Annotated in this window: 19 protein-coding genes and 1 tRNA gene; 9 read left to right on the top strand and 11 right to left on the bottom strand. The window is 64.3% G+C overall.

Annotated features, from left to right (window positions below; genetic code table 11):
• Positions 1-22 precede the first annotated feature (22 nt).
• Positions 23-790: a DUF732 domain-containing protein gene (locus AC5Y2L_RS15105; RefSeq protein ID WP_499935176.1), complete on the top strand. Its 768-nt coding sequence runs from the start codon at positions 23-25 to the stop codon at positions 788-790.
• 166 nt (positions 791-956) lie between these two features.
• Here the strand turns inward: AC5Y2L_RS15105 and AC5Y2L_RS15100 are convergent, their stop codons facing one another.
• The gene (locus tag AC5Y2L_RS15100; protein WP_499935175.1) at positions 957-2,024 is read right to left on the bottom strand and encodes a cupin-like domain-containing protein; all 1,068 of its coding nucleotides are present in this window, start codon (positions 2,022-2,024) and stop codon (positions 957-959) included.
• 201 nt (positions 2,025-2,225) lie between these two features.
• Between AC5Y2L_RS15100 and AC5Y2L_RS15095 the strand changes: the two genes are divergently transcribed.
• Positions 2,226-2,301 (top strand) — tRNA-Thr (locus AC5Y2L_RS15095).
• Positions 2,302-2,486: 185 nt separating this feature from the next.
• On the opposite strand, the gene AC5Y2L_RS15090 is transcribed toward AC5Y2L_RS15095, so the two are convergent.
• Positions 2,487-3,209, bottom strand: coding sequence for a hypothetical protein (locus tag AC5Y2L_RS15090; RefSeq protein ID WP_499935174.1), 723 nt, complete (start codon positions 3,207-3,209; stop codon positions 2,487-2,489).
• A 161-nt stretch (positions 3,210-3,370) separates the two neighbouring features.
• On the opposite strand from AC5Y2L_RS15090, the gene phoP reads away from it, so the two are divergent.
• Both phoP and AC5Y2L_RS15080 read left to right on the top strand, forming a co-directional pair.
• Positions 3,371-4,090, top strand: a complete 720-nt coding sequence (gene phoP / locus AC5Y2L_RS15085) for a two-component system response regulator PhoP (RefSeq protein ID WP_499935172.1) — start codon at positions 3,371-3,373, stop codon at positions 4,088-4,090.
• A gap of 34 nt (positions 4,091-4,124) precedes the next feature.
• Positions 4,125-5,549, top strand: a complete 1,425-nt coding sequence (locus AC5Y2L_RS15080) for a sensor histidine kinase (protein WP_499935171.1) — start codon at positions 4,125-4,127, stop codon at positions 5,547-5,549.
• 75 nt (positions 5,550-5,624) lie between these two features.
• Here the strand turns inward: AC5Y2L_RS15080 and AC5Y2L_RS15075 are convergent, their stop codons facing one another.
• The 9 genes from AC5Y2L_RS15075 to AC5Y2L_RS15035 all read right to left on the bottom strand — a co-directional run bounded on the left by AC5Y2L_RS15075 (position 5,625) and on the right by AC5Y2L_RS15035 (position 12,564).
• A complete protein-coding gene (locus AC5Y2L_RS15075; RefSeq protein ID WP_499935170.1) occupies positions 5,625-6,029 on the bottom strand; it encodes an HIT family protein in 405 nt (134 codons plus the stop codon).
• 46 nt (positions 6,030-6,075) lie between these two features.
• Complete coding sequence (locus tag AC5Y2L_RS15070) at positions 6,076-6,504, bottom strand: nuclear transport factor 2 family protein (RefSeq protein ID WP_499935168.1); 429 nt, start codon at positions 6,502-6,504, stop codon at positions 6,076-6,078.
• On the bottom strand, positions 6,501-7,628 hold the full coding sequence (locus AC5Y2L_RS15065) for an NDMA-dependent alcohol dehydrogenase (protein WP_499935167.1): 1,128 nt from the start codon (positions 7,626-7,628) through the stop codon (positions 6,501-6,503). Before AC5Y2L_RS15065 ends, AC5Y2L_RS15070 begins: the two co-directional genes overlap by 4 nt.
• A gap of 145 nt (positions 7,629-7,773) precedes the next feature.
• Positions 7,774-8,319 (bottom strand): nuclear transport factor 2-like protein, encoded by a 546-nt coding sequence (locus tag AC5Y2L_RS15060; RefSeq protein ID WP_499935165.1) that lies wholly within the window; start codon positions 8,317-8,319, stop codon positions 7,774-7,776.
• A gap of 2 nt (positions 8,320-8,321) precedes the next feature.
• The gene (locus AC5Y2L_RS15055) at positions 8,322-8,537 is read right to left on the bottom strand and encodes a ferredoxin (protein ID WP_499935164.1); all 216 of its coding nucleotides are present in this window, start codon (positions 8,535-8,537) and stop codon (positions 8,322-8,324) included.
• An 11-nt stretch (positions 8,538-8,548) separates the two neighbouring features.
• Entirely contained in the window at positions 8,549-9,904 is a 1,356-nt protein-coding gene (gene cyp51, locus AC5Y2L_RS15050) for a lanosterol 14-alpha demethylase (protein ID WP_499935163.1), read from the bottom strand.
• Positions 9,901-10,725: an SDR family oxidoreductase gene (locus AC5Y2L_RS15045; RefSeq protein ID WP_499935161.1), complete on the bottom strand. Its 825-nt coding sequence runs from the start codon at positions 10,723-10,725 to the stop codon at positions 9,901-9,903. The genes cyp51 and AC5Y2L_RS15045 overlap by 4 nt, the downstream gene beginning before the upstream one ends.
• A gap of 1 nt (position 10,726) precedes the next feature.
• Entirely contained in the window at positions 10,727-11,944 is a 1,218-nt protein-coding gene (locus AC5Y2L_RS15040; RefSeq protein ID WP_499935160.1) for a cytochrome P450, read from the bottom strand.
• Positions 11,941-12,564 carry a TetR/AcrR family transcriptional regulator gene (locus AC5Y2L_RS15035; protein WP_499935158.1) on the bottom strand — a complete coding sequence of 208 codons (624 nt, stop codon included), beginning with the start codon at positions 12,562-12,564 and terminating at the stop codon, positions 11,941-11,943. Before AC5Y2L_RS15035 ends, AC5Y2L_RS15040 begins: the two co-directional genes overlap by 4 nt.
• 169 nt (positions 12,565-12,733) lie before the next feature.
• On the opposite strand from AC5Y2L_RS15035, the gene AC5Y2L_RS15030 reads away from it, so the two are divergent.
• The 5 genes from AC5Y2L_RS15030 to purD all read left to right on the top strand — a co-directional run bounded on the left by AC5Y2L_RS15030 (position 12,734) and on the right by purD (position 17,767).
• Positions 12,734-14,200 (top strand): aldehyde dehydrogenase, encoded by a 1,467-nt coding sequence (locus AC5Y2L_RS15030; protein ID WP_499935157.1) that lies wholly within the window; start codon positions 12,734-12,736, stop codon positions 14,198-14,200.
• 84 nt (positions 14,201-14,284) lie between these two features.
• Positions 14,285-15,031: an SDR family oxidoreductase gene (locus AC5Y2L_RS15025; RefSeq protein WP_499935156.1), complete on the top strand. Its 747-nt coding sequence runs from the start codon at positions 14,285-14,287 to the stop codon at positions 15,029-15,031.
• Positions 15,032-15,042: 11 nt separating this feature from the next.
• Positions 15,043-15,906, top strand: a complete 864-nt coding sequence (locus tag AC5Y2L_RS15020) for an NAD(P)-dependent oxidoreductase (RefSeq protein ID WP_499935154.1) — start codon at positions 15,043-15,045, stop codon at positions 15,904-15,906.
• A 2-nt stretch (positions 15,907-15,908) separates the two neighbouring features.
• Positions 15,909-16,346, top strand: a complete 438-nt coding sequence (locus AC5Y2L_RS15015; RefSeq protein ID WP_499935153.1) for a carboxymuconolactone decarboxylase family protein — start codon at positions 15,909-15,911, stop codon at positions 16,344-16,346.
• Positions 16,347-16,498: 152 nt separating this feature from the next.
• Positions 16,499-17,767, top strand: coding sequence for a phosphoribosylamine--glycine ligase (gene purD / locus AC5Y2L_RS15010; protein WP_499935151.1), 1,269 nt, complete (start codon positions 16,499-16,501; stop codon positions 17,765-17,767).
• Positions 17,768-17,773: the final 6 nt, after the last annotated feature.

Raw genomic sequence — 17,773 nt, 5'->3', positions numbered from 1 at the left:
TGGCAGCCTCAAACTGACTGATATGCGCGATCGGGAGACGATCGACTCGGAATTGCGGCTCATCGCTCAGCGCCGCCGTGAGCAGGGCATGCAACTCTCGTCCCGAGAGGTCGACGCACTGCTCGATGAGCGGCTGGGCCATCTTGTGGAGTTGCCCGAAACCGAAGCGGTCGTGCCGGGGGAGACCGGCCGCATCGCCCCTAAGAAACGCAAGAGTCTGCTGCTGCGCTATCTGCCGGGCGCGGCGTTGCCGTTGTCTCTGCTCGCCGTCGCCGCCGCGTTAGTGGTGATGTTCTGGATGCACAGATCAACTCCAACACAACCGGCGGAAGCGCAGCAGGCGCAGGCGTCGCCCCCGTCAGCTGCGCCAGCTAACCCGGCTGGGCCGCACGACTCGGCCGGTACCACGGCGCGACCCGCACCGTCTTACATCATCGACACGGCGTTCATCAACGTGTTGAAGCAGGACGGCGTCCCAGTTCCCAGCCAGGAATACGTCACGACCCACGGGCATGCGGTGTGCGATTTCCTCGCCCACCAAACCAATTTCGCGGAGGCCGTCCGCTTCGTGCAGGGGTCGTCGATCTGGGACGCCGATCAAAGCGCCAAGTTCACGGCCGGTGCCGTCGTCTCCTACTGCCCGCAGTATGAATCTGCGAGTTTGGAGCCGGTGCGGCCGGGCGTACAGTCTGCTCTTCCGGATCTGGAAGCCATCGAACGCGATCTGCAGCGGATCCAGGGTGATCTGAAGGGCATCCGCGATGGTCTGCCGCCCGTACTCGGCCAGTAGGTCGCCTGGGGTTGACTCTGCGCTGAGGGTCCGGTCCACTCGTACTTCTGCACCCTGAACGCAGTATCAACCTCGGCTCCGAAACTGTGAAAAAACCTGGTACCTATGCGCAATCGAAACGACGTCGCGGGTCCAAGATGGCCTCGCAGGATCGAACGCACGACCTCTAGTAGCGATAGGGAGATTTAACGCCTCGCGAGGACCATGACCTGTGCGGGCGCTTTACGTCGGGACGTTGTTCCAACTGCTGTGCGACGTCGACGAGTCTCCTGGCGATGTACTTTCGCTCGGCGGGGTTCAAGTCCAGAACTTCGTCGAGCAGGATCACATAAATCAAGTTCTCGACGCGTCCGAGTGCGCCGCTGCTCGTGATGCCGTGCTGCTGGTGGTACCAATAATTGAGCGCGATCGCGAAGCCGGACGGGACGCTGACTTCGTGAAACCAGAATGGCGGAATATAGAGGATCTCGCCCTCCTGGAGCGTGATCTCGTGTGGCGGCGGTACTTCTGATGCGCCCGGAAATGACGATCGATCCGCTCCCGGAGCAAAAGCTTGACTCCATTGACCTTGGTCAACATGCATGTTCGGGAACCACTTCGGTTCGTAGAGGCGGACGAATTTCTGTCCGCGGATCACGCATAAAAGGTTGTCGTATATGTCGAAATGCGTAGACGTCGTGCCCTGACCTATCCAGATGTTGACTTCGTCGAAGTTGGATGCGTCGAGCAGGTCGGGATACTCCACGTCCGCAGCTAGCTCTGTTACCGACGCGGACCCATGATTCGGACCAATACCGAGCTGGGGCAGGAACAATTGAGGATTCTCGCTGGACGCCAATTGATCGGCGAATTGTGCGAACGTGAACGTAAATCCTCCGAGCTGAAACGGCTCACGATCTTTGAATACGTCTTTGAGGTAATCGAGATCCCACAACTTGAATGCTTTCCAAGTCTCTACGACGCCCTCAATCACGACGGGGATTCCCGCTTCGACGTATTCTTGGAACTGCTCTTTCGAGCGGATGCGGTCGTAGATCTTCATAGAAGAGCCATCCCCCTGAGCCGTGGACAGACCATGCGCCACTGCAGAGTAGCAAGCCGTCAAGCTGTGCGGGCTCATATGCAAAAACCGGTTCAGACGTCGGCATTCGACGCCACGCCAGGTCGAGAGGCCGAGCGATGACGGCCATTTCCCTTCCGCTTTTTTGAGCTGATCCAGTTCCGCTATCCGCACTGCCGCCAGCCGATCGACAGCGTGGAGCCCCCTGTCAGCGGAACTGACGACCTTCGCTCACCAAGCTGTTCCTTCCGTCAGCGTCCACCGATCGGATGAACCGACCGCGGCCGGCTTGCATCTCCGCGGGTCGACTCGGCGCGCAGCTACGACGGCAGCACCCTCGTCGTAGAATCGTCATGGCTCATCGAGCCGGCCCCGGCCGCGTTAGCTCAGTTGGTAGAGCGTCGCTCTTGTAAAGCGGATGTCGAGAGTTCGAGTCTCTCACGCGGCTCCATTCCTGTCGGCGCTGGGGGATAGCGTCGTCCTATGTCAATGACCTGTCTTAGGTGCGGAGTCGATTTTGAGGGCTTCGGCCAAAGGTGTTCTGCACCAATGCATGTCAGCGGTCACACCGTCGACGTTCGCTCCTGGAGGCATGGCTCGACACCGGCGAGTGTGAAACGGTGCCAGCCGAGCTGCTCACTCGTCGCTGTCGATGATGCGTTGCGAACGCACCGGCCGCGTCGACGGGCGCCGCGGTGGGCGCCGGGGCAACGGGATGCGTTCGGCGATATTGCTCAGCGGGTTGACCACCAGGGTGAGCGCGGTGACCGCGTCTTGCAGGGTGGCGATGGCAGGCTCCAGCGCCTCCATCCCGGGTGCCAGTCGGGCTAGGGTGTCGGCGAGGTCGGTGAGCTGCTCCAGCGGTCCGTTCTTCGACGTCAGCTGATCGACCAGTCCGCCTTCGGCCAGCAACCGTTCGGCCACCCCATCCTCGGCGAGCAGGCGTTCGATCATCCCGTCCTCGGCCAGCAGCCGGTCGGCCAGCCCGCCGGGCTGAAGCGCCCGTTGCAGACTCCCGCCTTCTGCGGTCAGACGGTCAAGCAATCCGCCGGAAGCCGTCACCAGGTCGACCAGACCGCCCGGACGAAGCAACCGGTCCATCGGCCCGTCGGGGGCGACGGCGCGTCCCAGGGGCATGTCGTCGTCGAGCAATCTGGCCAGCCGGTTAGCCCGCGCCAGCGCGTCGTCGATCCCGAGCATGTTGGCCATCGCATGCGAGCCGCTGCCGCCGTTGTCACCCAGCGCCTGCTTGGCCAGGCCGAGGCCCGCCCGTGCGAGGTTCAGGCTCGCCTCGGTGGTGGCGATTCCGATTCGCGCCGGAGCAGTCGCAAGAGCCACGATGCTTTTGCCCAGATTCATGCTGCGAAGTGTATGCGCGGTGCGCCTGAATAGCGCAGGAAGGCGCCAAGCGGACACAATGAGGACTGGCAGAATACTGTCAGACCGTTGGTACCGACCTCACAGCAATTACACAACCATTGTGAAGGTACCGTTCAACTAAATGCGAGAGAACTGACCTCATGACTGCAGCAACCCAACGCGAATCCACGCCGGAGGCTCGGGTCCTGGTCGTCGACGACGAGGACAACATCGTCGAACTGCTCTCGGTGAGCCTCAAATTCCAGGGGTTTGAAGTCCACACGGCGACCAACGGCGCCCAGGCTCTGGATCGAGCTCGTGAAGCCCGCCCGGACGCGGTGATTCTCGACGTGATGATGCCCGGGATGGACGGCTTCGGGGTGCTGCGCCGACTACGCGCCGACGGCATCGACGCGCCGGCGTTGTTTCTGACCGCCCGCGACTCCCTGCAGGACAAGATCGCCGGCCTGACCCTCGGCGGCGACGATTATGTGACCAAGCCGTTCAGCCTCGAAGAGGTGGTGGCCCGGCTGCGCGTGATCTTGCGGCGGGCCGGCAAGGGCAGCACCCAACCGCGCAACGCCCGGTTGACGTTCGCCGACATCGAGCTCGACGAGGAGACCCACGAGGTGTGGAAGGCCGGTGAACCGGTCTCATTGTCGCCTACCGAATTCACACTGCTGCGATACTTCGTGATCAACGCGGGCACCGTGCTGAGCAAACCCAAGATTCTCGACCATGTGTGGCGTTACGACTTCGGCGGCGACGTCAATGTCGTGGAGTCCTATGTCTCATATCTGCGCCGCAAGATCGATACCGGGGAAAAGCGGCTGCTGCACACGTTGCGCGGAGTCGGTTATGTCCTGCGTGAGCCGCGCTGAGCAACCGCGCGCGCACCCGGCGAGATAGGCGGATATGGCCAAACAGCGACGCGGATTGCCGCTGCGGGTGGGCCTGGTGGCCGGCACCCTGGTCTTGGTGGCGTGCGGGCTGGCAACCTCCGGGATCGCGGTCACCTCGATCCTGCGCCACAGCCTGATCAGCCGCATCGATTCCACGCTGCTCGAGGCCTCGCGCAGTTGGGCGCAAGCCCCGCGGCGGCAGTCGGCGCCGCCCTACGAGGGTCCCGACCCGGGCCGCCCGCCGTCGAAGTTCTACGTGCGCGGCATCGGTGTCGATGGCACCACCTTCACGGCCATCAACGACCGCAACGCCGAACCGGCCCTGCCGTCCAGCAATGACGTCGGCCCCGTCCCGACGACGCTGCCGTCTGTGAATGGCTCGAACATTCAATGGCGGGCCGTGTCGGTGCGTGGGCCACACGGGCTCACCACGGTGGCGATCGATCTGTCCGACGTCCAGCACACTGTCCGGTCACTGGTCTGGCTGCAACTTGGCATTGGGGTGGCGGTGCTGATCGTGGTCGGCCTTGTCGGCTACGCGGTGGTACACCGCAGTCTGCGGCCTCTGGCCGAAGTCGAAAAGACCGCCGCGGCGATCGCGGCGGGCCAATTGGATCGCCGGGTTCCAGAACGTGACCCACGCACCGAGGTGGGCCGACTTTCGTTGGCGCTCAACGGCATGCTTGCGCAGATTCAGCAAGCGCTGGCGTCCTCGGAGTCTTCGGCCGAGAAGGCGCGTGGCTCCGAGGAGCGGATGCGACGATTCATCACCGACGCCAGCCACGAGCTGCGCACCCCGTTGACGACCATTCGCGGGTTCGCCGAGTTGTATCGTCAGGGCGCCGCGCGCGACGTGGCCATGTTGCTGTCGCGCATCGAAAGCGAAGCCAGCCGAATGGGTCTGCTGGTCGATGATTTGCTGCTACTGGCCCGGCTCGACGTGCAGCGCCCGCTTGAACGCCATCGGGTGGACCTGCTGGCGCTCGCCAGCGACGCCGTGCACGACGCGGAGGCGATGGACCCCAAGCGCGGGATCACGATGGAGGTACTCGACGGGCCGGGGACCCCAGAAGTGCTCGGCGACGAGGCGCGGTTGCGTCAGGTGCTGAGCAACCTCATTGTGAATGCCATCCAACACACGCCGGAGACCGCCGAGATCACTGTCCGCGTGGGCACCGACGGCGACGACGCCGTCCTCGAGGTCGCTGACAAAGGCCCCGGCATGAGCGAAGAAGACGCGAAGCGGGTGTTCGAAAGGTTCTATCGCACCGACTCGTCGCGGGCACGGGCCAGCGGCGGCACCGGGCTGGGCCTGTCGATCGTCGACTCGCTGGTGCGCGCGCACGGCGGTGTTGTCACCGTGACGACAGCGCCCGGAGAAGGTTGCTGTTTCCGGGTCAGCATGCCGCGCGTCAGCGATGTCGCCGCCCACGTGTGAGCCGCGGCGAGCGTGCGCAGATGTACGCCTTTGGCGGGGAATTTGCGTACATCTGTGCACGCTCGACAACGGCCCTCAGGTCAGTTGAGCCAGGGCCGCCTTGATCTTGGCCTGCGCCTCGTCCAACGATTCCGGCGACGGATTGCGGTCGACGTTGGCGAAACCGAAGTCGCTCAGGCTGCGCGTCGGGAACACGTGAACATGCAGATGAGGCACCTCCAGGCCGGCGATGATCACGCCGGCGCGCTCGGCTCGGAACGCTCGCACCACGGCCTTGCCGATCAGCTGGCTGACCGCCATGACGCGGTTGAAGGTCGCACTGTCGACGTCTTGCCATTGGTCGATCTCGGCGCGCGGCACGACGAGCGTGTGTCCCTGCGTCATGGGTTCGATCGTCAAAAAGGCGACGATGTCGTCGTCCTCGTAAACGAAGCGGCCGGGCAGTTCACGGTTGATGATCTTGGTGAAGATCGACGGCATGCGCTCAAGCATAGGTGCGCCGACATCGCCGCCGACGCCCGCGCCGCTAGCTGTGCGGCTGCGCCTTGCTGAACTTCATCATTTCCAGGTTCCAGTACCCGCGCAGGTTGGTGATCAGCCCGGCGTCGTTGACGCGATAGGTGAAGACGCCGCGGACCTCGCTGCTGTAGCCATTCGCAAACTTGCTGTGCAGCACCAGGATATGGGCGATCTCATGCGGTGAGCTGGACGGGAACGTCTCCTCGCAGGTGATCGTGAGCTGGTTAGGCCCGATGGTCTTGTCGTAGAAGCCGGCGACGGCGTCTTTCCCGCGAACGCCGGTGCCGTCGGGGTTGGTGACCGACTTGCCGATCGGGTCCTCGATGACGACGTCGTCGGCCATCAACGCCAGCCAGCCCTCCCGATCGTGGGCCTGCACGCAGCGCCACGAGGACTGGGATGCGGTCAGCGCGGGCGATTCGACGGTTGCCGTCACCGGTCGGCGTCCGTGTACCGGATGACGCCGCGAATGTTCTTGCCGTCCAGCATGTCCTGATAGCCCTCGTTGATCTGCTCGAGTCGGTACTGGGTGGTGACCATGTCGTCCAGATTGAGCTTGCCGGCCTTGTACATCGCCAGCAGCTGCGGGATGTCGTATTGCGGGTTGCCGCCGCCGAAGATGGTGCCCTGCAAGTTTTTCTGCATCAGGGTGAGCATTGCCAGGTTCAGGGTGACGTTGGTGTCCAGCAGGCTGCCGATGGCGGTCGCCACGCAGGTGCCGCCCTTGGCGGTGATGTTCAGGTAGCTGTCGATGTCGGCGCCATGCAGCTCCCCGACGGTAACGATCACTTTGTGCGCCATCAAGCCGTAGGTGACCTCCATGATCCCCATCAGCGCGGCGTTGATGTCGGGGTAGACGTGGGTGGCGCCGAATTTCAGGGCCTGGTCGCGCTTCCACTCGACCGGGTCGATCGCGAAGATGTAGCGAGCACCGGCGGCGACGGCACCCTGGAGCGCGGCCATGCCGACCCCGCCGACGCCGACGATCGCCACGTCCTGGCCCGGTCTGATGTCGGCGGTGCGGACCGCCGACCCGTAGCCGGTGGTGACACCGCAGCCGACCAGCGCGGCCACCTCAAACGGGACCGTCGGGTCGATCTTCACCACCGAGCTGCGGTGCACGACCATGTACGGCGAAAAGGTCCCCAGCAGCGTCATCGGGAACACGTTCTGGCCGCGGGCCTGGATGCGGAACGTCCCGTCGCTCACCGCCGCGCCGGCAAGCAGCCCGGCCCCCAGGTCGCACAGGTTGCGCATGCCCGCCTGGCACGTCGCGCAACTCCCGCAGGACGGGATGAACGAGAGCACCACGTGGTCGCCCGGGGCGAGGTCTTCTACGCCGGGTCCAACTTCGGTGACGATGCCGGCACCCTCATGCCCGCCGAGCACCGGAAAGCCCGCCATCGGGATGCCACCGGTAACCAGGTGATGATCGGAGTGGCACATGCCCGCCGCTTCCATCTGGATCTTGACCTCGTCCTTGACGGGGTCGCCGATCTCGATTTCCTCGATGGACCACGGCTGGTTGAATTCCCAGATCAGTGCGCCTTTTGTCTTCACGTTGGACCTGACCTCATTTCGCCTTTGAAAGAGTGCCTGGCCCCATCATGCCGGGCACGGTAGTGACGAGTGCCACATGGCACTCTTGCCGGTCAGCATAACCGCCCGACGAAACAAATGCTTGGTTGGGTCGCTGTCGATCGGTTCACCAGATCGGGACGGGTGCCTTGCCCAGCGGGTAGTACCCGGGCAGCCGCTCACCCGCCAGACTGCGCTCGATGCGCTTCTGCATGCCCTTGGAGAGTTTCCCGGCCTTCATCAAGTCCAGGTAGAGCGCCTGCACGTGGCCGAAGTCGAAGAAGTCTCGCTGCCACTCGATCTTGGCGTCGGCGTTGAGCCGAAACCAGCTGCCGCCGATCCCGTAGATCTCGGACTGCGAGCCGTCGGCGTCGGTGGCGACCTGCTTCCAGAAGCCGACGATCTCGCCCTGCTTGTCGTCGATGATGACCTTCTGATACGGGTACTGCCAGTTCTCCAGGCCCTCCATCTCGAGGCCCAACGCGATATCGCGGATCTCGTCGATGCCGACGCACATCACGTCCTCCTTCGGGCCGATGTTCCATCCGTAGGTGGCATCGGGGGCGTAGAAATCGGCCAGCGGCTTCCAGTCGCCGGACCGTTCGGCCGCTCGGTTGGCCTCAAGCCAGCGTTCGACCCAGGCTTCCAGTTCGTCTCGCGGATGGGACGCCATTGTCAGTCCTCTTTCTGTTGGATGAATAGTGCTTGGGTCGGGCATGATTCGACGGCCCGCTCGACTTCGTCGCGGGCGTCCTCCGGCGGGTCAGGGTCGATGATCTGTACCTTGCCTCGCTTGGGCACATGGAAGTAGTCCGGCGCCTCCAGCTCGCACATGGCGTGGCCCTGGCACAAATCCAGGTCCGCCTTGATGGTGAATCGTTGTGAGCTCATTGGCCGTATCCTTACGCACCGCGCCTGCGATACCGGACCTTCGCCGGCTTGGCCAGCTGCACGACCATTTTGGAGTGGTCGTTGTGATAGCTGTCGGCGGGCTGCGCCATCTCGAATTCGTACTCGCGCAACAGGACTGAGAAGATGGCTTTGATCTGCATCTGGGCGAAGGCGGCTCCCACGCATCGATGCCGGCCGGCCCCGAAGGGAATCCAGGTCCACCGGTTCACCAGATCCTCCTGGCGAGGCTTCTCGTAGCGATCCGGGTCGAACGCGTCGGGGTTCGGGAAATCCTCGGGAATACGGTTCGAAATCGCCGGAGACGCGGCGACGTAGTCGCCGTCGTGGATCGGGAAGCCCTGAACCTCGAACTCGCCCTTGGCCACCCGCATCAGGATGATCAGCGGAGGGTGCAGCCGCAGCGTCTCCTTGAGCACGTTCTCCAGCTTCGGAATCTGGCGCAGCGCATGGAAACTCACCTCTTGGCCGTCGGCGTAGAGGTCGTCGAGCTCCTTGACCACCTCGAGATAGACGTCGGGGTGGCGGATCAGCTCGATCAATGTCCACGCCGAGGTACCCGAGCTGGTGTGGTGCCCGGCGAACATCAGCGAGATGAACATGCCGGTGATCTCGTCGGCGGAGAACCGAAGGTTGCCATTCTCATCTTTGATGGACACCAGCACGTCCAGCATGTCGCGATCGCCTTTATCCTTGGGCGGGTTGGCGATCCGTTGGTCCATGATTTCCTGGACCAGCGCCACCAGTTCTACCCGAGCTTGGTCGCGGCGACGGAAACTCTCGATCGGCAGGTAGGGGTCGACGTAACACAGTGGGTCGGTGCCGCGCTCCAGCTCGTGGTAGTAGTGCGCGAATCGGGAGTCGAGCTGGTTGCGGAATTTCCGACCGATCAGGCACGCCGTCGAGGTGTAGATGGTCAATTCGGCAAAGAAGTCCAGCAATTCGATCTCGCCCTCGTCGCCCCAGTCGGCGATCATCTTCTTTACTTCGCCCTCGATGGTGGTGGCGTGACCCTTCATGTGCTCACCGCGCAGCGCGGAATTGTGCAGCATCTCCTTGCGCCGCTCGGGGCTGGCATCGAAAACCACACCCTTGCCGAAGATCGGCGTCATGAAGGGGTATGCCTCGGCCTGGTCGAGTTCCTCGTCGGCGGAACGAAAGAAGAACTCGTTGGCTTCCGCGCCGGACAGCAGGATCACGTGCTTGTCCGCCAGCTGAAACCAGCCCACGTCCCCGCACTCCTCGCGGGTGCGCTTCATCAGGCCGATGGGATCGGTGCGGAATTCCTCGAGGTGGCCGTGCTCTTCCTCGCCGCCGGAAACCCGTGGCACGACAGCTGTTACCGTCATGAGTTCAGCTCTTTCTCATCGACTTTCAGTTGTTGGCGCTCTTTCGTTTCGGCCAAGGGCGCCTCGGGCTGGAGCTCCATGTTGACCACGAAGCCGCCTCTGGGCGTCTCGGCGACGAACGCGATGGCTCGCGCAAGATCGGATGCCCGCAGAAAATAGTTGTGGCGCGCCTGACCCCACTTGGCCCAGTCCTCCAGCGCGGGGGCGATCGACTCGAGGGGCAGGCTCCAGCCCATCCCGGTTTTCGTCGGTCCCGGGTGCACGATCGACGCGCGAACCCCGGTGCCCTCGAGCTCCATCTGCAGGTTGGTAACCATCGCCACCAGTGCGGCTTTGGCCGCACCGTAGGCGCCCATGTGCGGACGCTGCCGGAGCGCAACATCGGAGCCGACGAAGATGAGGTCGCCACGGCGGCGCTCGATCATGCCCGGCAGCACGGCGGTGGCCAATCGGTTTGCCCCGATCAGGTGGATCTGGACCTGTGATTCGAAAGTCTCGGTGTCGATTTCGTGCAACCGGCCGAAATAAGTGTCGCCCGCGCCTGTGACGAGCACCTCGATGTCGCCGAGCTGCTCGGTGGCCTGGTGCACGAATCCCTTGACTGAGTCCGCGTCGGTAACGTCGAGCGGCAATGCGATGGCCTCGCCGCCGTCCGCGCGGATCTTTTCGGCGATCTCCTGGCACTTGTCCAGCCGGCGCGCGCCCAGTGCCACCGGAAAGCCGTGGGCGGCAAGCTCAATGGCGGTGGCCGCTCCGATGCCCGACGAGGCGCCGGCGACGATCGCGGGTCTGCGGGCCGGATGTGGTTCGAAGCGGGGCATCTCAGGCGACCTCCACGGCGATGGGTAGGTGGGCGAACCCGCGGACATTGCTGGAGTGGACGCGGACGGCGTTGGCCTCGTCGACCTGATACCCGCGGATTCGCTTGAAGAGCTCGGTGAGCGCGACCCGGGCTTCCATCCGGGCCAGATGCGCGCCCAGGCAGAAGTGCGCGCCGCTGCCGAAACTCATGAGTTTGGACCCGATGTCGCGCCCGATCAGATAATCGTCGGGACGGTCGAACACCCGCTCGTCGCGATGTGCGGAACCCGGAAGCAGCAGCAGAACGTCCCCTTCGGGAATCGTGGTGTCGTAGAGGGTGAGTTCTCCGGAGACCGTGCGGGCCAGGATCTGGCTTGAGGTGTCATAACGCAGCGTCTCCTCGACCCACAGCGGCACTCTGGACAGGTCGTCGTAGATCGGGGCCAACTGGTCGGGGTTCTTGTAGCCCCAGAATGCAGCATTGGCAAGGAGTTTGGTGGTCGTCTCGTTGCCGGCGATCACCATTAGGAACATGAAGCCCAGGACTTCTTGATCGGTGAGCCGGTCACCGTCGATCTCGGCTTCGAGCAGCGCAGAGGTGAGATCGTCGGTCGGCTTCTTACGGCGTTCGGCGATCATCGCCTGGTAGTAGACGATCAGATTGATCGACGCCTCGATCGCCGAGGCCGGAACGTCGGTGACGCCGTCCTCGCGGTGCATCACGCCATCAGCCATCGCCCGGATGCGGTCACGGTCTGCTACCGGCACACCCATCAGCTCCGAGATCACGTCCATGGGCAGCTTGCCGGCGAATTCCGCCACATAGTCGACGGTTCCCGAACCCGCTTTCTCCAGCATGGTGTCCAGGTGCTGGACGGCCAGCTGGGTCACCCTTGGCTCGAGCTCGCGAATCCGTCTCGGGGTGAAGCCTTTTGACACCAGCGTGCGCAGCCGCAGATGGTCCGGGTCATCCATGGCGAGGAACGACATCGTTTTGGAAGCGTGCGGTCCGCGCGACACCGGATCCAGCGAGACGCCGTCGCGGTTGGAAAGCGTGGTGCTGTTGCGGAACCCTTGCAGCACATCACGATGCCGCGACAGGGCCCAGAAGCCCAGCTTCTCGTTGTGGTACAGCGGGGCCTCGTCGCGCAGCCGCTTGTAGTACGGGTAGGGGTCTTCGTGGAAGTCGTAGTCGTAGGGATCGAGCACCAGCTCGGGGCCGCCAACTTGAACCGTCATTGCTCGCTCCGCGTTTTCTCGGCGCCGGCCAGGATGAGCCGTACTGCGTCGGCCAACCGGTCCGCGATCTTGTGATACGTCGATTCCCCGCTGCCGGCTTGGACCAGTGCGCCAAAGAAGGCCATCTCGAGCGCCGCAACCGTGCTGGGGTCCGCGCCGGGCCCGATGGCAGAGGTGATGCGGCGGTGGATCTCCGCGCCGATCCGGTCGCGGGCGTCGCGCACAGCAGGATCGCTGGCGCCGCCGAGCAACGCCGCCGTACACGCCGCGCCAACCTCCGGCTCGTCAGCGACCACCAGCGCCAAGTGCCGCACCACCTGATGCACCCGGGTGGGCATCGGGTCGTTGACATCGGTGAAATAAGGCACCTGCCGGACCAGGTCGAGGTAGACCTCGGCGATCAGATGGTTCTTCGACGAGAAGTACGTGTAGGCGGTCGCCGGAGCCACTTTGGCGCGGGCCGCAACCATGCGCACCGTCAGGTCGGCGTAGGAGTTCTCGCGCAGCGTCTCCATACCGGCCGCCAGCACCTTGCGGAAGGTCTCTTCCTGGCGGCGGTTGCGTGGCGCCCCGCCGCCCTGGTGTTTGGGGTCGGTGGTAACCAGTGCATCGCTGGACACATGTCCAAGCTAGAGGATGATCCGGTGATGAAGCAACCCCGGCGGTAAAACGCAGCTAAGGCGCGCTTCCGGGTACTCTTAGCGATCGGCCCTTGCACCCCCGACGACCACACCGCTATGGTCTGCACAGAGCGATATCGGACAGTTGTCCATTCGATTGGAGCAAAATATGGCGTTGCTCGCCGACGGCGTTAGCGCACTGTTCATCGACGGCAAGCCCGGTCCGGGCAGTGCGGGCACCTTCCCGACGATCAACCCGGCCACCGAGGAAGTGCTGGGCGTCGCCGCCGACGCCGACGCCGACGACATGGCCCGAGCCATCGACGCCGCACGGCGCGCCTTCGACGACACCGACTGGTCGCGCAACACCGAACTGCGGGTGCGGTGTATACGGCAGCTGCGGGACGCGATGCGGCAACACGCCGAGGAACTGCGGGAGATCACCATCGCAGAAGTCGGGGCGCCGCGCATGCTCACCGCCGCCGCTCAATTGGAAGGTCCGGTCAACGACCTGGCGTTCTCGGCTGACACCGCCGAATCCTATTCCTGGAGCCAGGATCTCGGTGATGCGTCGCCGATGGGAATCCCCACTCGGCGCACCCTGGTTCGGGAAGCCGTCGGTGTCGTCGGCGCGATCACTCCGTGGAACTTTCCGCATCAGATCAACCTGGCCAAGCTGGGTCCTGCGCTGGCCGCGGGCAACACCATCGTCCTAAAGCCGGCACCCGATACGCCCTGGTGTGCCGCGGTGCTGGGCGAACTCATCGGCGAGCACACCGACTTCCCGCCCGGTGTCGTCAACATCGTCACGTCCAGTGACCACAGCGTGGGAGCCTTGCTGGCGAAAGACCCTCGGGTAGACATGATTTCGTTCACCGGGTCGACGGCCACGGGACGCAGCGTGATGGCCGATGCCGCCGCGACCATCAAAAAGGTGTTTTTGGAACTCGGCGGAAAGTCGGCGTTCCTGGTGCTCGACGACGCGGATCTGGCGGGAGCGTGCGCGGTTTCGGCGTTCACCGCCTCCATGCACGCCGGACAGGGTTGCGCGATCACTACCCGGTTGCTGGTGCCCCGACCTCGTTATGACGAGGCCGTGGCCATCGCGGCGGGCACCATGGGATCGATCAAGCCCGGTGATCCCAATGACGCCAAAACTGTTTGCGGCCCGTTGATCTCGGCGCGACAGCGGGACCGCGTGCAGCACTACCTCGACTCGGCGATCGCCGAGGGCGGGACGTTTGCGTGCGGTGGCGGCCGACCGGCCGACAGGGACGTCGGGTTCTTCATCGAGCCGACCGTCATCGCCGGCCTGGGCAACGACGCCCGGGTTGCGCGCGAGGAAATCTTCGGCCCGGTCCTCACGGTGATCGCCCACGACGGCGACGACGATGCCGTGCGGATCGCCAACGACTCGCCATACGGCTTGTCCGGCACCGTGTTCAGCGCCGATCCCGACCGGGCCGCAGGAGTCGCCGCACGACTGCGGGTCGGGACCGTCAACGTCAACGGCGGTGTGTGGTACTCCGCGGACGCGCCGTTCGGCGGCTACAAGCAATCCGGCAACGGCCGCGAGATGGGTTTGCTTGGTTTCGAAGAGTATTTGGAAGCCAAGCTCATTGCGACGGCGGTATGACGTCGAGCGTGAACTCACTGCGAAAATTTGGCGAAAATATCGCAGCCAGTACACATTCGACGCACGAATAACTGAAGGGAAGCCATGTTCGAAAACAAGGTGGCCATCGTCACCGGAGCCGCGCAGGGCATTGGGCAGGCGTACGCCGACGCCCTGGCCCGGAAGGGCGCCTCGGTGGTCGTCGCCGACATCAACGCCGACGCCGCCGAAAAGACGGCCAAGCAGATCGTCGCCGACGGTGGCACGGCAATCCATGTGCCCGTTGATGTTTCCGACGAGGAGTCCGCGAAGGCGATGGCCGATCGCACAGTCAGCGAATTCGGCGGCATCGACTACCTGGTCAACAACGCGGCGATCTACGGCGGTATGAAGCTCGACTTGTTATTGACCGTGCCGCTGGACTACTACCGGAAATTCATGAGCGTCAACCACGACGGGGTGCTGGTGTGCACGCGCGCGGTGTACAAGCACATGGCCAAAAGGGGCGGTGGTGCGATCGTCAACCAGTCGTCGACCGCGGCGTGGCTGTATTCAAACTTCTACGGCCTGGCCAAAGTTGGCGTCAACGGGCTGACCCAGCAGCTCTCCCGGGAGTTGGGCGGTCAGAAGATCAGGATCAACGCCATAGCGCCCGGGCCGATCGACACCGAAGCCACCAAGACCGTCACGCCCGGCGAGCTGGTCAAGACCATGGTGCAGCAGATCCCGCTGAGCCGGATGGGGACGCCGGAGGACCTGGTGGGAATGTGTTTGTTCCTGCTGAGCGACCAGGCCTCCTGGATCACCGGCCAGATCTTCAATGTCGACGGCGGACAGATCATCCGATCGTAGAGGAGCAACGCGTGTCTGAAAACCAACCCAAACTGGGGTACATCGGTCTAGGCAAGCAGGGCGCACCGATGGCCATGCGGCTGATCGACTGGCCCGGCGGCCTCATCGTGTTCGACATCCGCACCGAGGCGATGACGCCGTTCGCCGAGAAGGGAGCACAACTGGCCGACAGCGTCGCCGACGTCGCGGAGGCCGACATCATCAGCATCACTGTGCTGGACGACGCACAAGTGCGCGAGGTGGTGGGCGCGCTGAGCCCGAATGTCAAGCACGGCACAGTGATCGCGATTCATTCCACGATCAGCGATACCACCGCCTCCGAGTTAGCCCAAGAACTTGAGCCGCAAGGCATTCACATCGTCGATGCGCCCGTCAGCGGTAGTGGGCGGGCGGCCAAAAAGGGTGAGTTGGCCGCCATGGTGGGTGCCACCGACGAGGCGTTCGCACTAGTCAAGGAGCCGTTCTCGCGGTGGGCATCGCTAGTGGTCCACGCGGGTAAGCCGGGCGCCGGAACGCGAATGAAGTTGGCCCGCAACATGCTTCACAATATCTCCTTCGCGGCGGCCTGTGAGGCATCGAAGTTGGCAGAAAAATGTGGTCTGAACCTGCAAGACCTCGGCCAGGTGGTACGTCACTCCGATGCCATCACGGGTGGCGCCGGCTCGATCATGTTCCGCGATGACACTAAACCCATTCCACCGGACAGCTTCCTGTATCAACCGTTTTTACACGCGCGCATACTCGGTGAGAAGGATCTGAGCCTGGCGCTGGCGCTGGGCGAGGAGGTGTCGGTAGACCTGCCCTTGGCGCGGGTAGCGCTCGAACGACTGGCCGAGGGCCTCGGCGTTCCGCACACAGCGTCGACGGAGGAGTGAACATGGACGAACTGCGCCGCAAGGGCCTGGAGAAGATGAACGAGGTCTACGGCTGGGAGATGCCCAACATCGAAGGCGACGCGTACTTCGACCTGACCGTCGATCACCTGTTCGGCAGCATCTGGACGCGACCGGGACTGTCGATGCGCGACAAGCGGATCATGACGTTGACGGCGGTGACGGCGGCCGGAAATCGCGACCTGGCCGAGATCCAGATCAATGCCGCCCTGCTCAACGGAGAGCTCACCGAAACCGAGCTGAAGGAAATGGCCGTCTTCCTGACCCACTATCTCGGGTTCCCGCGCGGTTCTGGGCTCAACGGCGCGGTCGACACCGTCGTTGCGAAGCGCAAGAAGGCCGCGGCCAAGGGCACCGGCGAGGACAAGAAAGCCAACGTCGGCGACGCGTTGAGGATGCACTCGGGTACGAAGTCGGACTGAGCCAGTGGCCCCCATAGCACCCAAGCCCGCCGAATTGTTTGCGATGGAGGTTCTACAATTCTTCCGAGTCGTGACCCGGCGGGCCGAGAGGGGGCGGCCCGCCGGAACAACCGGGCGCGTTCAGGGCCGGCCGCCCGATAGAGTTGCGTCTCGTGCGCGTCCTGGTGATCGGCTCCGGTGCCCGTGAACATGCCCTGCTGCTGGCGCTGGCCAAAGACCCCCAGGTCACCGGTCTGATCATTGCTCCGGGCAACGCCGGCACCGCGCGGGTGGCCGAGCAGCACGATGTCGATGTCACCTCTGCCGACGACGTTGTCGCGCTGGCCCGCAAGGTGCGGGCTGACCTGGTGGTCGTCGGTCCCGAGGTACCGCTGGTGCTCGGGGTGGCTGACGCCCTGCGCGCGGCCGGGATCGTATGCTTCGGCCCCAGTATGGCTGCCGCCCGTATCGAGGGCTCCAAGGCATTCGCGAAGGACGTCATGGCGGCCGCCGGTGTGCGCACCGCGGTCAGCGAAATAGTGGACAGCCCAGCGCATCTGGACGCCGCCCTGGATCGGTTCGGGATGGCTGTCGGGCAGCCGGCCTGGGTGGTGAAGGACGACCTTTTGGCCGCGGGCAAGGGCGTGGTGGTGACGCCGGACCGCGACGCCGCCCGCGCGCACGCCGCCGGCTTGCTCGAGGCCGGCCACCCCGTGCTGTTGGAGTCCTATCTCGACGGGCCGGAGGTGTCACTGTTCTGCGTCGTAGACGGTGCCACGGTGGTGCCGCTGTTGCCTGCTCAGGACTTCAAGCGGGTGGGTGAAGGCGACAGCGGGCCGAACACCGGCGGCATGGGTGCGTACGCGCCGCTGCCCTGGCTGCCCGACGAGGTCTACCGCGAGATGGTGGCCGGGATCGCCGAACCCGTTGCGGCCGAGCTGGTTCGGCGTGGAACGCCATTCAGCGGACTGCTCTATGTTGGTCTCGCCATCACCGCGGACGGGCCGGCTGTGGTCGAATTCAACTGCCGTTTCGGTGATCCCGAGACGCAGGCCGTGCTGGCCCTGCTGGAGTCACCACTCGGCCAGCTACTGTATGCGGCGGCCACCGGGGTGCTGGCCGACTTCGGTCCGCTGCGATGGCGCGACGGCGTGGCCGTCACGGTGGTCTTGGCGGCGGAAAACTATCCCGGACGTCCGCGCGTGGGAGATGTCGTGGTCGGGTCCGAAGCCGAAGGGGTGCTGCACGCGGGGACGGCGCGGCGCGACGACGGCGCGATCGTCTCGTCGGGCGGCCGGGTGCTGTCGGTGGTGGGCACCGGCGTCGACCTGGCCGCGGCGCGCGCACAGGCTTACCGCATCCTTAGTTCAATTCGCTTGCCGGGAAGCCATTTTCGAAGGGATATCGGCCTGAAGGCGGCGCAGGGGACAATCGTTGTCTAGAAAAAC

This window comes from Mycobacterium sp. NGS66 (assembly GCF_059812225.1).
This window is presented reverse-complemented; position numbering and strand designations above follow the sequence as displayed.